We start from the raw sequence: 15,498 nt of genomic DNA on the forward strand, positions 1-15,498 counted from the left end.
CTTGTTTTGGTCCTTAGCTTTTGCCGGACCCATGCCCGGCTTCTAAGGGTTCAATCGAAGTGACTTTCCGCGACCGGTAAATATAGTCGAATTTTTTTCCTAATGTGCCGTCAGGTGTGGGGCCGCACACGAAAAAAGCAGGGCATCCAGGGCAAACCCGCGCCGATGGCTTGGCAGGAAAGCGCCCGGAACGAATATCTTGAAGATGATTAGTCAGTTTGTCGCGACGGGTTCCCAACTTTTTTTCAGTCATGTCCATCGGCCGGGTTGTTTCGTCAGATAAATGAAGAAACTCAATGTGAGCTCCTGGAAATGCCTGCCGGGCTGCCAGCAAGAACGCCGCAGTTCCGACATCATCTGTTTCCGACTTTCGAAAATGACCAGTCTGAACCTTCCTTACTGCGCGACTTCCGTCTGCTCTCAAAAGGATATCGTCAGGCTCAATTACGAGCTCCTCATTTCCCAGTTGAACCTTCACGGCTGTCGTCGTCTCGGGGGTGTGATCACCGCGCGTCGAGAGGAAAAACGAAATCATCGCAACCGCATAATCCGTGTACTCTCGAACATACCCATTCTCTGAAAGGTTGTGGATCGAAAAAGCCTTCGCGACCAGTCCTCGAAGGTCAGCATCAGATGACACTATGGCGGTGCCTGCGATCACCTCTTTCACAACAACCCGCACGGCTTCGTGCATTTGCATGAACGGTGTAGCAGTGCGGCGCCCACCCACCTGCAAAACATGCGTATAAAAAAACCGTCGCGGACAGCGTTCGTAAAGCGAAAGCTGTGCACCGCTGAAACGGACACGCCCACTGACCTGAAGCAAGACATCGGCCATCTCTGGGGCGGCAGGCAACTTGCCTTCGGGTTGCACGGCCTCATGATCAATTCTGCTTCCAAGCCGATCAAGGAAGCTGGATAGATTTCGCTTGCTGCCGTTTGACTTCTGTGTCGGCGCATAAATTAGAAGCCTGTCGCGTGCCCGAGACATAGCAACGTAAAAGAGGCACTCTTGCTCTTCGGCTTGGCCGGATCGAAACGCCTCCAAAGCACTTTCTGTCGTCCCTTCCACCATACCATCCGGTGGCGGACAGGGTGGAGGCGGAGGCTTCCTTGGGATCGTATCTGCATTCAAGCCCGGCAAATGAACTGTCTCAAATTCGAGGCCTTTGGCCCCATGAATAGTCATCAACCGGACCGCATCGATACCTTGGGCAGCCAACGGCAATTGTCTTAGGTCACGATCATCGCCCAGACGAACCAATCTACGTACTCGATCCAGCAGCCGCTTGATGGGTCGGCCTTGTCCTGTTGGCTGACTTCTCAGAAAGTTCAGAAACTGCCAAATGGCAATTCCCTGTGTACGGTGACAGATTACCTCAGAATTACTCAAACGCGCAGCAAGCCTAGTGCGGTCCAACAATAGGTGCGCAATCACCGACCATGGTTCCGATGTATCATCGAAACCATCGAATGCAGCTTTGAGATTGGCCAAACTCGATTGGCCGCGTTTCGACAGAGAGGTTATCAAATTGGTATTTTCTAGCCAGTTCTTAGGGCTGCTGTCCGAAGACCGCAGGTGCTGGTAGATTTTGCCCACATCATCGATTGGCATTTTAAAATCATCAATACAAGCGACCCGGACCAACCCCATTGCCCTCTTGTCGCTCAGAATAGTGAGCAATGACATAAGATCTTTGATTTCTGGGCGTTCGAACAAGCTTCCCAAAAACAAAACCGGCACACCGAGACGCTCGAGGTTCTGTCCGATTTCCGAGAGCTTTTCATTGCCAGTACACAGCACCGCCTGCTCACGAAAAACGCAACCTTCACGATGGCGCTCTTGGATAGCCTCAGCGATGGCGACGATCTGGTCCGGAGCTTGTGCGACCTTACGCACCGCCGGACGAAAACCACCCGATCCGCGCACCGCCTCAAGACCGCTATCAGTATCTCCTACAATCATGTCGGTCGCAAAATGGGAGAAGGTATCTACGATCTCTTCCACCGATCTGTAGTTCTTCTTCAAGCGACCCCGTTCGCCGTCTGGAAAATCTCTGGCCCCAAAACGCGCCATGTTAAATGATGATGCGCCTCTGAATCGATAAATCGACTGCTTTGCATCGCCAACGGCCCACAAGTTGCGGCCATCGGGACTCAATGCTGCGAGAAGACGGACACTACTCCGATTCACATCCTGATACTCATCGACCAAGATGTGGTCGTACTGGGATCGAAGATGCTCACAAATGTCAGGACGGCTCTCCACCAGTCGAACAGGCATGGAAACAAGGTCGCCAAAATCGACGCAGTGAGCGTCAGTTTTTAGCCGTTCATATGCCTCATAAGTGCGGGCCACTTCCAGAGCCTTCGCCGCAGCAATTTTTTGGTTCTCAGTTTCCGCGGATGTGGCCATTGCCTCTGCCAAGCTGGCGTAGCGCAGCGGATCTACCACTTCGTCCTTGGCCCTGGAAATCGCCTGAAGAATATCGGAAATGATCTGTGTAGGATCATAAAGGTCCCGATAATGAGCGAGGTCAAGCCGCGGAAATTCTTCCTCAAGTAATTCGACCGCCTCAATCCTATCCATCATTCGCGGGTCTGTCGGAAGACCAAGTTCGCCATGGAACCGTCGGATAATGTCTAGGCCAAAAGCATGAAACGTTCCGATCCACATCGCTGTCGCCGCCGAACTGTGCTTGCGCGCAATTCGATCCGCCATTTCGCCTGCCGCCTTATTTGAAAACGTCAGCAACAAGATGCGACGCGGATCGACGCCTTCTTCTAAGAGTGCATCAACGCGCGCCACGAGCGTTTGTGTCTTTCCCGTTCCAGGCCCCGCTTCCAAAAGATAGGCATTCCCCCGGTGTGCCGCAGCTGTCGCCTGAAGAGCGTTAGGAGTCCGCTCCACTGATTCAACCTCAACCTCGGGAACAACTTCGGGTAGGAGCAAAGCGTCGAACAGTTGTTGGGCGACGACGTCGAATGGTGCATCGAACCGTTGAGCAATTTCTGACGCACTCAATTCCAATTCAACATGCAAGTTTTTGACAATAGCGCGTGGGAGAAGGAATTCGCGGGCGAAGAGGTCCATTTGAACTTCGCGACGTTGCCTGCGTCCGTAGTCAACGACACGTTCCATTCCAATTGGAGATGGCTCCGCAGGGCGCGCAGGGTCAACTTCGCTTGTCGGTTCACCTTCCACCCCGTCGCCAAGTTCCAAATGCCCAATCTCGTGAGCGACCAGAAAAGCCTTGTCGAACGTGGTCCCCGTATTCTCATGCAAGACCAATCGATCCGCATGTATGACTGTTGCCCGGCTACCTTCGAGCAGCGGAGAGCTAGCCGAGGTTTCTTCAACATCAAATCCGCGGCTATTGGCTTCGGCGATCGCGAACTCATAGAGTCGCGCTGGATCGTGCCCATTTGAAACAGCGCTCTGGTGCAGTTGAGCTGCAACTTGTCTTGCGAGTTCTACGCCGTCCACGTCAGTCGCCCGGATCCATAATCTCTGCGCGCCGAGCATCTGGCACACCAGCATCGATTAGGAGTTGCTCAAAAGAAACTCTGTTCGCTATCTGCGGCTTCCCATCCGATTTATAGCTGCGAGCGAGTCCTGAGTCAGATGAAACTGACAGACTTTGGGTGAGGACCGCAACCGTCAGCTGAATGGTGTCTGCAAATTTCGAAAGGAAAGGGCCGGGAACTGTCTCGACATCAACGCGTCGTTCTTTGAATGCTGTGACGACCTGCCTTGGAACATCAAGCGTTTTTGCTAGATGCCGCGATTGATCGACAGATAAGACCGCCAGCGGATCTGTCGCGGCTTTCGTTTCCAATGGGGCAAACCCTCGCCAAGCATCATCGATGAGTCGACTTTCGGACGCCGTGAGCGGTCCAAGATCGCTCTCAGAACTTCGTGAGAGCTCTCTCGCCAGGTCGATCAACTCATTGGCATATTCCGGATAGTCTTGCAGATATCGCTCAAACGTCGACCGATCATGTTGAGGTTCGACGGCCAATGCATCAAGCACATCTTCCATAGATGGTCGGTTTTTGCCGACGCTCACTGGTTATCTCCACTCAGAGCTTCGCGCAACGCTGCGAAAGCCTTGTTGCGATGTGTCCTGATGGTCTTTTCCGACTTTCCTAGAGCCTTTGCGATTGTGAATGTGTCAGGGTCTTTTGAGTCTATCGGAATTCCTTCTCTTAGCATCTGGATGATCCTCATTTGTTCTTTTGGTAAAGTGTCAATCGCCGCTTCCCACCGAGACCGGTAATCCGGATCGTCGATTTCTTGCGCTCCGGTCAGATCAAAACTTCCTGCGGCACGTTCGACTTCCTCGGAAAGCTCGCCTGTTTCCGTGTCATATTCGAGCGCTGCAGATCGGTTTTCCTCCCGCCAAGCCTGCTCTTGTGCGTCTCGCCGTAAGCTAGCCAAAGCTCCATCAAAGCGTACCTCAAAGTAATCCAGCTTGTCTGACTCGGATGTACGATCCAGAGACAATAGCTCCACAAATCGGCCAAAAACTCTGTCGCGAATGGCTAGCTTTGTAAGCGAAGCGGTCTTACCCCCGCTGACACCTTCACGTGGAAGCGCTCTCAGCACCCTCTCAGCAAGAATCTTGAAAAGCCGCTCAAACCACGCTTCAGTGTTGTCTTCTCGGCTGTTCCGAATGAAATACACCAAGCATTCGCTTGGCACATAATGCGGATCATTTCTCTTCGACACTGAGACACGCTCGATCAGCTCGATCAGCTCGTTCCGCGACACTGCAGTTAGCTCACTCAATCGCGCTTCAATTTTCGGATCGCGCGTGTAGAGTTCTCCTGTCAATCGTCGTTTGGTTAGCGGTCGGATCTCAATACTTGACTGCAATATCAGGAATTCCTTCGCCTTTGAAGTACTTGAGCGTCAAAGCGCAGGCCTAGACCCATGTACAAATTCACAGTTCATTTCCAACTGAGGTGGATAGCGTTCCTTCTTTAGAAGACATTTCGCTTTGCGCCTACCGTAATGCTGTAGATCATGAGTTGAAAGGCTAGTTTGCAGCGTACAAAACTATGAATGAAAATAATCGAACGGGCGGTCCGACTGGCGGCATCACAGCATCGTGGCGTACTGGTAAATGGCCGGTCTGTGCCGTCAACATTAGAGGCAAATTGCTTAGTGCTGCATGGTATGTGAAGCCCTGAAGTATCTGGTGTAGCACTGGCTTCTAATGCAGAAATACAGATGTGCTTCGCTACACTGAGGAAAGGCGCTATATGGATTTTGCAGGCCGATTACCTGACCAGTTCTCGCATGACTTGCTTGCTGGGAGCCTATTGGTGGCAAAAGAACCAATTAATCCAGTGCGACTGCATCTTGCGGCTGCCGGTTTGCGAGAATTGTTCGGGCATATCTTACACGCTGACGCGCCTGATGATGAAGTGCGTGCATGCTCTTGGTTCGTGCAAGATCAGAATACTGAGACCGTAACACGGCGCCAGAAGGCGATTTACTCTACCCAGGGCGGATTGTCCGATGGGTTTGTCGAAGGGCTTGGTCTCGACGTTAAGGATCTGCACAAAACGGCAATCAAATCGATTCAAGTGCTAAACAAGGCAACGCATGTCCGACCTGAGACACTTGTAAGCGACGAAGCGGCGATTGATGCTTTCGTCCAAGAGGCCCTCTCAGCTTTAGATGGTTTGTTGGTGTCATTTCAACAGGGCCGTGATGCTGTGAAGGAGGCATTGGTCGATGACGTATATGAGGCCATGTGGGACGCGCTTATCGAACAAACCTTTGACGAGATCGACATACTTGCAGGCAAGGGGTACGAAATCGATCCATGGATTGATGATCAGCAGATTGAGATCGAGGCCATCCGCGCAAACGTCGTTGTTGTTCGTTTTTCGGGCCTGGCACACGTCACTTTGCACTATGGTCCAAAGCACGACGCGGCTGAGATCCCGCACGATTTTCCATTTTGGTTGAGGTTTGAGGCTCTTGTCGACGACCCGACCAAACTTGGATTGGTGGACCACCATTTTGATGACACAGGATGGTACACCTAATCGACCCTATCAAATTCATCTCATGGCCGACGCAATTCAGCCGATACGCGGCAATGTCCGCTATGCGGGCTGCGGGTGCAGCATCAGAATTGGATGGTTAATGTCTCTTATGGGCCGTTCTCGCAAGCTATATCGCAACGCGAAGCCATTGATGCTGCGCCGCCAGTGAGGTCAGCAGCGAGCCCAGCACTCGCCAATACTGCGTGGCGCATGAATGTCCATACAGGCTCTTGCAGAACGAATACTGACTCCCATGTTTGCGCTGTAACTTGGCAGAAAGACACCTCCCAGAATGTACGCGGCACTTCTTGTCGTTGTTGGCCTTGTCGGCCTGATCGTTGGCGGCGAACTGCTGGTGCGTGGCGCGGTTTCTGCGGCTAAGTCGTTCAGAATCTCGCCAATGGTCATTGGCCTCACACTGGTGGGATTTGGTACCTCGTCTCCGGAATTGGTTACGAGCTTACAAGCTGCGCTCTCGGGGTCTTCTGGAATTGCAATTGGAAACGTCGTCGGCAGCAATATCAGCAACGGCCTGCTGATACTTGGCATTGCCGCGTTGATTGCACCCATCGCAGTCGACCCGAAAGCATTTCGGCGGGACGGAACCGTCGTTGTTCTAGCAAGCCTCCTTTGCCTGGGCGCTGTACTTCTCAGCGAAGTTGGCCGGCTGATCGGCGCGGCTCTGGTGGTCGCGTTGGCGGCATATCTGTGGTTCACACTTTGGACTGAAAAACAAATCGGTGGGACACCTGCAGCGGCTGTTTATGCGGGTGAAGCAGATGCCGTACCTGGTCCGGAGACACCTCTAGCCATGTCTTTACTACTCGCGCTTGGAGGTCTGGTGATCACCGTTCTCGGAGCGCGGTTTCTGGTCTCAGGCGCAGTGTCAATTGCTCAGGCTGCAGGACTTTCGGAAGCTGTGATTGGTCTAACAATCGTAGCGATCGGAACATCGATGCCTGAGCTTGTGACCTCGATCATTGCGGTTCGAAAGGGCGAAGGCTCTGTCGCGCTCGGCAATGTTCTGGGTAGCAACATCTTTAACATCCTCGGCATCCTCGGGATCACCGTTCTTGTTCAGCCCATGCACATCCCGAACGAGATTGTCCGCCTCGACATTTGGGTGCTGTGCGCAACCACTGTCGTTCTTGTCGCTTTCGCGCGCAGCGGTTGGACGATCTCTCGACGTGAAGGCGGTCTGTTTGTTCTAGCCTATGCTACGTACCTCGCTGTGCTCCTAACTTGAAATCAGGCGATAAGGAGGCCTGGAGACAAAGCGGACGTTAAGCATGAGTTGGCGAACGACAGGAAAGTGCTGTTCACGCTTTGCCGGCGAAGACATGATTTGTAGAAGTCGCGCCGCCTTTGAGGTCCGCTCCGAACCCATTTTACCTACTGCTGCGTAATATAGTACTGATGGCTTTCGCGAATGTGTTTCCTATGCAGCGTGGTGATCAAAATATGTCTAGATCAGAATGCCTAAGTATTCCGAAAACCAAGAGGAACGCTATTCTAGCGGCTAAACGGCTCCAATTGCGAGTTACGACTGAGCCCGCACTATTGAACATAGGCCTACGCTGATGGACCCACACCTTGCTGCGCAGCGTTAGCCGATGTCTAGTTCGGCAGGAACGACACTGCCCTCAGACAACGGAAAGAGACCAATGCAGAGACCTTTGAAAGCCGCTGCTTGCTGCATCGCCCGACGGCGACATAGACTACAAAATCACCGTGCCAAAGCCTCCGATCAACAAAGGTCCGCTTGTTCCAGAACATCTGACGACGGACATTGAAGAATGTGCGGCGGTCGAGAGACGCTACTCTTATGATCATTCCACTTCTTTCGGGACTAGGCTTATCGCAGATTGGTCGAAACATCCGGCAGTCTGCGTGACGGAAACGCGATGCTTTCCCAAGATATCGTAAGGGCCACGCAATGACGCAAGATCTAACCATCGCACTGCATGCGGGAGCTCACAAGACCGCCACGACGCATCTTCAGCGAACGCTCATGGATAACAAGGTGCTGCTCGAGCGCGCCGGAATTACGTTTCGAGGACCCAACGCATTCCGGAACCCCGGAGAAACGCTTCGCCATATGTTTGAGATCGGCAGGCGGATGGAGGACCCCTTTCCTGGTGGACCCTTGGCGCTATTGAAGAAGCTGGCAGCGGGCCGTAAGCGTCTGATAATCTCCGAGGAAAACTTCTTCGGCTCGCTCAATCCGCCAGATGGGCCATTCCGGCGTCATCTCTATAGGAACGGTCCTGGGCGTCTTGAAATTCTGGCCGCTCGAGTTAGGCCGCATCCGATTGATCTCTTTTTTGCAGTGCGCGATCAGGCGACTTTCATGCAGTCGGCCCACAGCCAGGTGCTGCTTTCCGGCCGACGTGTGTCGCTGGATGAGTATCTCAATGGTCTGCGTCCTGAGCAAATCAGCTGGTTCAGCCTTATCGAAGAGCTGGTGAATAAGAACGCTGCACGACGGATCTGGATTTGGCGATACGAGGACTATCCAGCGGTTCAGGAAAAGATCTACGCCAATCTGCTGACGTGTGACATCGCTTCTCGTATCGTGCCGCATCCTAAGCAGGTCAATCAAAGCCTGTCGCGAGCCGCGGTCAAGGCCTGCCTGTCAGATTCCCCCGGAAGCCCGTCTGGTCAGGAAGCGCGAATGCTCCATCCCGTCAGTGACGTAAATCCTCGCTATGAGGGCTTCTCTAGCGAAGCGCGGCGACTTAGCCGCGCGAGATACGAGAACGATCTCGTACGCATCGAAGAACTTAAAGGCGTGCAGCTTCTGAAACCGTGACGCGGGACTTTTGTGTCAACCGGTACTGTTGGTCTCAGGCAACGCTTTTGAGGCACATCATGCCACACAAATCAACTTTCAAACACCATTGCTTTACCGTCTTCGTGCCATGCCAGCCATTCGATCGCGGCATGGCGTGACGATTAGAACCATTATCGCCTGCATTCGAGTCTCGACGGACTGACTCCGCGGCAGTATCACCAAAGGTCAGAGGAGGACCAAACCCTGAACAAAGCTAACTCATAATCGCGGACTCCAAAGGAAGCAGGTCACTTCCGACCTCATTGTAGCAGACTGTCGCATAACTCTCTGTTAGATATTGATAAATCTGACTCTGCCATGGTTTATCATTGCGGAACTGTCAAAATGCTCCGCCTGAATCAGTCTTTTGATTGAGATTTTTTAATCAAATCTTAGTAAAAACAGAGCATCTCTGCCTTCAGCCGCATCTTCTCGTTCCCTGATGCGGCTCCAAACCAGCCGATGTCCCCTCATGGTTTGGCTTAGTCCCAAGTGGCACGTTCCCCCGACAGCGGGTCACTTGGGACACCTACTGCCTAAATTGAGCCTGCTTGCAAAAGATGCTCCAAATACCTCATGGAACTCGTAAGAAAGAGGCCCGAGAGTTTGCTAGGTGTAAAGCAGGCTGATGTTGATCCTCCTACCACCCGATCAATATCAACACGATCTTCGCCTCCTATCTCGATGCAATGTAAATGACCGTAGTCCCAACTATACCGAACCATCGATCAAACGCCGAACCTTGGCGGTGTCCTTGATAGAGAGCAGTGACGTACTGTTGATCCTGGATAACTCTCTCCCAGCCTTCCAGATATCAGATTCTACGAACAACGCAATTATTCTTGTTCACCTCGCGTACTAGGAAAGCTGGTAGGTATAGAGGAGGAAATTTTGGACATATTGCCACTCAATTATGGTACGAGAATCGAGATAATCAAAGTACGGAGCCCTCAAGATCGACATGTGAAGCTTTCATAATATCTTCAAGGCGCGACAAGCTAAGTTGAGGGGGCCGATCGATGAAACCACCCAAGACGTTTCCTGATGCCCGTCGGAAGTCAGTCGTCAAAAGTATAGAAGTTGCCAGCACGATCGAGGTCTGTAGAACCGGCCGGATCTTACGTTCTGACACGACTATATTTTTGTAGGTATATGATGTGAACCTCCATCGTTTCGATCATTTGTAGATCGTTTTGGTGGATGAAGCCGAAGCGGCAGCGGATATTGCAGGTGATACTGTTTGCAGCCTGGCTTTCTTTGGGTGCTGGGTCTGACGCAGGAGCATGCCGCTTATACCAAAGAACCTATTTCCATCGGTGATATAGACGATCGCATCAACCTCATTGATAACGAGGTTCGATAGTAACTCTTTTGCCGAACCAAAAGACGATTGATATGATGGCTGCCACTTTCCTTATTCTGGACATAGGAAGCCCCAGATCTAAACGTTTACTTACGTGAAGGATGCGGAAGGCGTGGTCTGACAAGAACGTCGATCTAGCTGGTCTCTTATCGCAGCAGCGTGGTGGGCTATGTTTTCGTATGACTTGCCCTTGAATAGATGTCCAAGCGCCAAAAAAGGCCGTCAGAGGAGTTTTCTTTGGTGAAAGTTAAAACCAGATATACTTCGCTCACGTGCTGGTCGTTGACTGGCTCGGATGGGCTCGCAACCTTCGAAGTCATGACGCATGGAACATCAAGACGTCGGCAGCTCGAGCGATCCAGCCGCAGACCAAACAAAGAGACTTATAAGGAGCGAAACGAAGAGCCACTGCAAAATGTGGCCAGACCCGTAGCTTTCTCCGATCAGCAGGATCAGTTCGACAAATGCATTCGCAAGCTTAAAGAGCAAATCAGAAAAAACGAAGACCTTATTAAACGAATTGCAGAATACAAATAAGTGCGTCAATGATGCGCATATCGAAGATGCTTCTGAACTCGCTCTCCTTCATCGTATGATCATTGGGTAAGCTGAACATTGCCAGTTCGACTTCTTCTACTGCCTTTCGACAGTCTCTGTCGAGCAAGGTTAGAGCAGACAATCAAGGGCACCATCTTTCAGAATAAGCGTCGTTGGGGCAGAGCATCCAGCCCTTCTCTTCCCAATGCTGCACGACATCAACCGTAAGACTTTAGCGACCATGCTTGATCTGTAGCGCAAATGCGCGCCAGACTATGGTTGGCATCACCAAGTGAGTTTTACAGCATGTATTGGTCTCCCGCATGACGACCTCTGGCAGGGCTGCGCTTGACAAATTCGTCGGGTCTCGCCTGGTTTCGCTGTAGTCGCAACAATCTTCCCAAACGAGGCGCCAGAGAGCTGGTATTCACAGAGCTTATCTTGGTCAGCCAAAGAGCATATCCAGAAGAATACGGGTTGATGTCCACGCTCAAGGGGGGACAGAATGCATCTGCGGTAGATAGATGTCTAGCAGCACAGGGAGAAACTTTCATTAGTCGCTTAAGCTACTGAACAGCATCGGGATTCGTAGAATCCTTGAGCGCTTCGAAAAACCACATAATCTCAATTTCGCCTTAACCCCATAAATTGAATTTATGAATGTTTGAGTCAACCACTCAAGCAAAACACACAAACTCTTAAGAACGTGACATCAAAGGTAGTGGTAACTTTTTAAGTAGATAGTACACTTAAGTAGATAGTACACTTGAGACTAGTCAAGAATTTTTTATTTCTAATAAGATTTAAGTATAATTGAGAAAGTTAACTACTCAACATTACGAGAGCTAGTTCTTGCGCTTATTATTCAATTAAAGGGGGGTAAGCTAATTAATCTGGTTGTGGGTCAAACAGGAAATCGTATCGGCGAGGTGAGACGTCACCATGTCGAGAGAGTTCTTAGTTGAAAACTGATGTAGATCTGTCAAGACATCTATAATCCAACCTGGACATGGGGATCGGGTATCCAAGGTAGTTTCATGGCTAATAGAACAATGACTTCCATTTGTTCTAACGCCTTCTTCTGCGCCGAGCGCGGTACAATAGGCTGGAGTTAAGAGGTCAAGCGATCTGCGCCCTTCCTCCTCGAGTCTTTTAACAAGTAAAGCATGTCTTTCCCGCGCATGACTGACAAGCTCCGAGAGGGTTTCAATCGAGCAAGAAAGTTGCCAGACATGCAGATCCGTCAACGTTGATGTCAAGAGCTCAATTTCTGAGTGAAGGAGATGAATAGCCCGTCTCAGCTTCTTCTGGTTTACTGACGAAGAGCATTCGTAAAGGTCCATACCAGACTCTTCTACAAAACCACGAGCACAGATTTTCCTTGCAACAGCGATTAGTAAATCTGACGCGACTAACTCACCAGACCGCCTTAGCTCTGACGCCAACTTCAATAAAATCTCCACGCGCTCGGAACCGGTCATAAAAAATCTCTCGTTTGTTTTCGGTCACCAGAGGTGCACGCGATCAACCACAACTGATAAGGAGAAGGTGACAACAGAATGTTAAGAATGGGTCATTATTGGTGTATTTTTGAATGGGTTAGGTCAACCTAGCTGACCAATGTTGCTTTGTATGGGAGCTGTCCGTCCTTCTAAAATAATGATCCTAAGCTACTTAGAGCGAGCTTACTGCATCGACAGAGAGCGGGGACTTCGCTCGTCCCTCAAAGGTTTTCTAGATGGACGAGTGCAGATGCAGTGACTTGATACTTAAGTACCGCTGACATACTACAAGAACGCGTCTTCAGCCTTTAATAGCTTCTGTATCTGGCCTGCTACCGATCTCGTGGACGGCTGCCTAAGCTTTCATCGCCAACTCCTCGTATAGAATTCGGCTCAGATACCCGATCACCGACTGTCGCCGGACCGGATTGTGGAAGCGCTCAATGTAGTCGAAGGCATCGGCCTGGGCCAGATCCCGCTTCCGGTGGTCCGCTCCTAGACCCGTTCGATCCTGAGTGAATAGAAGAAACTCTCGATCGCAGCGTTGTCCCACACGTTGTCGGAGCAGCTCATCGAACAGGTCAAGAGTTCAAACAATTTAAATTTCAATACGAAACTCGAGAAATTGAATAGTTTCAGCATATTAGCCTTAGTTATTTTTTCGAATATTTTAGATAATTTCTTAGATGAAAGATCAGTTCAGTTAAGAAACTGTACTCCAGTAATTTGTATTCTTCTATCTACAAGATGGATAAGAAGGATTGATAGAGATGGTCACTCTTAGAGTAAACCAAGGAGACTATGTGAGGGGTGCCGAGAGCTTCTCCGAGGACCATTTTGGAATAATTCAAGCTAATATGTTTCAGTGGCATCATTTTGAAGCTCATGCTGAGAGGCTTGAGAGCCATCATATTAGGTGGCCAGGCGGAACACTTGCTGAGGTTGACTACGATATTTACGGTCTTGATATTCCAAACCTATTTGATGGGACAAAGCTATGGACACACGATGAAAATCGTCAACGGCCTGGCCTGTCTGATATGCTAAAGTATGCGATTGAGACCGACCAAGCCTTTAGTATGATCATCCCAACAATGAGATATGAGGATGATCTAGCTCGCGGCACACGGGAAGTTCGGGACTTCATTCAAGATCTGCTCGATGGAAAATATGGTCCTCTGCCACCAAGTCTGACTCTAGAAATAGGGAACGAATATGATAACAAGTTCGAAGAAGGCGCTGCAGGTTATGCCAAGGTAGCAAACGCACTCCTCGAAGAGATTGCAAAAATCTTGCCTAAGTACGACTTGGATAAGCTCGGCGTCGACCTAAAAATTGGAGTACAGACAGGGTACCGATCAGAAGAGGACGTCGTAATAAGAGAGACGCTTAGCGATGAAGCATTGTCAATCGTCAACACTGTCGTGCATCACGCGCTCCCTATCCGTTTTGAGGCAATTAATCAAACCGAGCGATCCCTCGATGGAACCTTTCTGGACCAAACACAAACAGAAAGCAGGGCCAGCTTTGCGGAAGACTGGGCGCAGGATATAGCCAATGCAGGCGGTAGCAATGATGTTGAGCACTACATGTCAGCTTGGAATATTGGGAAGGGAGCAACTCACCCTGAGAACGCGTTTCTCGACTATAATGACTATGGTCTGAGATCAGCATCAGCGTCTCTCGAGCTGCTAGTGACGAGTGTAGATGCAGGGATAGACAGGGCGGCAGCCTGGGGTATCAATGCACCAAACCTCAATGCGCTGTCCGACATAGGAGGTCAAGACACGCTCACCCACAAGGGTGAAGCCTTCCGCATGATGTCCGAAGCCTTGCCAGGCGCAACTATCCTCGATGGATATCAAGCAAACGATCGAGCAGATGCAGTTATGCAGTATTCTTTCGAGAGTGATGACACCTTTGTGGTATTCGTAGCAGCGAATGACATTCAGGAAGGAGGCGGAAGCGTTCGCTTGGAATTCGGCGACTTAGCAGATGGTAGCTATCTGCATGTAGAGCGGCTTGGTACGGTCTTGGACGACTCCTATGATGGTGAATTTCAGTCCGACGAGACAAGAGTGCATGAAAAACCAACAGTAGATACAGCGCTCTACACAGGTGATATCTCTTCTTTTGATCTCGACCTGACAGAGGATTATGAGTTCATACGGGTCGTAGTTTCAAAAGGTCCGCCAACCGATAGCTTCACAAGTCTTCTAAAAGATGAGACTTTGACCGATGCAGTAGAGGTGACCAATGGCGATCCCGTTGGTCGAGCATACGGGGGCACAGAGCTAGACGACCACATGTTTGGACAAGGCGGCGATGACCTATTCCGCACAGGTGACGGTCAAGATACTGTTCTAGCGGGAGAGGGTGATGATACGGTGTATTCAGGCAGGGGATTTGACACCGTCTATACATTCGGTGGAAATGACAAAATTTACCTTGGGGCGGGCAATGATCGAGCGTTTGGAGGCATGGGCGATGATGAGATCCGCGGTGACTCTGGCCGAGATGAGATCATTGCTGGTCAAGGGAACGACTATATTCATGGTGGCTCAGGGAGTGATTTTGTCGATGGGGGCTCAGGTAACGATCGACTTATTGGCGGCGAAGGTCAGGATTACTTAGACGGAGGACAGGGGAATGATCGACTAACCGGCGGTGCGGATTCCGATGTCTTTAGGTTCGATTTTAATTCAGGTCGAGATGTTATCACAGACTTCGATGAGAATGATGTTATCATATTAACGACTAGCGCTATTAGCAATCAGAATGGAGATAATAATTCAACTGATAGTCTTGATCTCGATAGCCTCATCATTGAAAGGAATGGAAACGTAATCATTAATCTAGAAGGAAGAAACGAAGTTCGCATAAATAACTCTACGAAGGAAGATGTATTATCACAAATTGATGTCGTTTCTGCTGATGAGGTAAAGTTCGGAAAGGGGAAAATTGGCGACGAACTTTTCTTCGTCTGCGATGGCCTAAAGCCATCGGACGATGAGATTATGTAATGATATACAGCTTATGCTTCGAACCTGGTCATTATCAAAGTCTGAATACAGCGGCATTCATTGGAATAGCGATCGCGGAAAAGATCTTCAAGTATCTATAATTATAGGTGGCGACTCGAAATTAGTTCTCATCGACGGAACATGACCTTAACGTATTTTCGACGCTAGTAGCAGAGT

The 15,498-nt window shown here is 50.3% G+C and carries 9 protein-coding genes and 2 pseudogenes; 6 read left to right on the forward strand and 5 right to left on the reverse strand.

Translation table 11 applies throughout. The annotated features are described in order from the left end of the window. Window positions 1-13: 13 nt before the first annotated feature. Genes AAD018_RS09855 through AAD018_RS09865 form a run of 3 tightly spaced genes read right to left on the reverse strand, consistent with a single transcriptional unit; the run spans window position 14 to window position 4,837 of the window. Complete coding sequence (locus AAD018_RS09855; RefSeq protein ID WP_367316249.1) at window positions 14-3,526, reverse strand: UvrD-helicase domain-containing protein; 3,513 nt, start codon at window positions 3,524-3,526, stop codon at window positions 14-16. Continuing rightward, window positions 3,489-4,070, reverse strand: coding sequence for a hypothetical protein (locus AAD018_RS09860; RefSeq protein ID WP_367316248.1), 582 nt, complete (start codon window positions 4,068-4,070; stop codon window positions 3,489-3,491). Before AAD018_RS09860 ends, AAD018_RS09855 begins: the two co-directional genes overlap by 38 nt. Further along, entirely contained in the window at window positions 4,067-4,837 is a 771-nt protein-coding gene (locus AAD018_RS09865; protein ID WP_367316247.1) for an RNA polymerase sigma factor, read from the reverse strand. Before AAD018_RS09865 ends, AAD018_RS09860 begins: the two co-directional genes overlap by 4 nt. 431 nt (window positions 4,838-5,268) lie before the next feature. Here AAD018_RS09865 and AAD018_RS09870 point away from each other — a divergent pair, with 431 nt between their 5' ends. The 5 genes and pseudogenes from AAD018_RS09870 (at window position 5,269) to AAD018_RS09890 (ending at window position 10,796) form a co-directional block, all read left to right on the forward strand. Then, window positions 5,269-6,063: a pPIWI-associating nuclease domain-containing protein gene (locus AAD018_RS09870; RefSeq protein ID WP_367316246.1), complete on the forward strand. Its 795-nt coding sequence runs from the start codon at window positions 5,269-5,271 to the stop codon at window positions 6,061-6,063. A 292-nt stretch (window positions 6,064-6,355) separates the two neighbouring features. Continuing rightward, complete coding sequence (locus AAD018_RS09875) at window positions 6,356-7,309, forward strand: calcium/sodium antiporter (RefSeq protein WP_367316245.1); 954 nt, start codon at window positions 6,356-6,358, stop codon at window positions 7,307-7,309. Window positions 7,310-7,999: 690 nt separating this feature from the next. Continuing rightward, the gene (locus tag AAD018_RS09880) at window positions 8,000-8,875 is read left to right on the forward strand and encodes a hypothetical protein (protein ID WP_367316244.1); all 876 of its coding nucleotides are present in this window, start codon (window positions 8,000-8,002) and stop codon (window positions 8,873-8,875) included. A gap of 81 nt (window positions 8,876-8,956) precedes the next feature. After that, window positions 8,957-9,121, forward strand: a pseudogene (locus AAD018_RS09885) (integrase core domain-containing protein); the annotation flags it as partial. 1,336 nt (window positions 9,122-10,457) lie between these two features. Beyond that, on the forward strand, window positions 10,458-10,796 hold the full coding sequence (locus AAD018_RS09890) for a hypothetical protein (protein ID WP_412005241.1): 339 nt from the start codon (window positions 10,458-10,460) through the stop codon (window positions 10,794-10,796). A gap of 884 nt (window positions 10,797-11,680) precedes the next feature. Here AAD018_RS09890 and AAD018_RS09895 read toward each other — a convergent pair. Together AAD018_RS09895 and AAD018_RS09900 are read right to left on the reverse strand one after the other, a co-directional pair. Beyond that, entirely contained in the window at window positions 11,681-12,277 is a 597-nt protein-coding gene (locus tag AAD018_RS09895; RefSeq protein ID WP_367316243.1) for a hypothetical protein, read from the reverse strand. Window positions 12,278-12,653: 376 nt separating this feature from the next. Continuing rightward, window positions 12,654-12,883, reverse strand: a pseudogene (locus AAD018_RS09900) (IS3 family transposase); the annotation flags it as partial. Between the two features lie 218 nt (window positions 12,884-13,101). Here AAD018_RS09900 and AAD018_RS09905 point away from each other — a divergent pair. Continuing rightward, window positions 13,102-15,321 carry a calcium-binding protein gene (locus AAD018_RS09905; RefSeq protein WP_412005242.1) on the forward strand — a complete coding sequence of 740 codons (2,220 nt, stop codon included), beginning with the start codon at window positions 13,102-13,104 and terminating at the stop codon, window positions 15,319-15,321. Window positions 15,322-15,498 lie beyond the last annotated feature (177 nt).

The organism is Aestuariibius insulae (genome assembly GCF_040783535.2).
Classification (GTDB): domain Bacteria; phylum Pseudomonadota; class Alphaproteobacteria; order Rhodobacterales; family Rhodobacteraceae; genus Aestuariibius; species Aestuariibius insulae.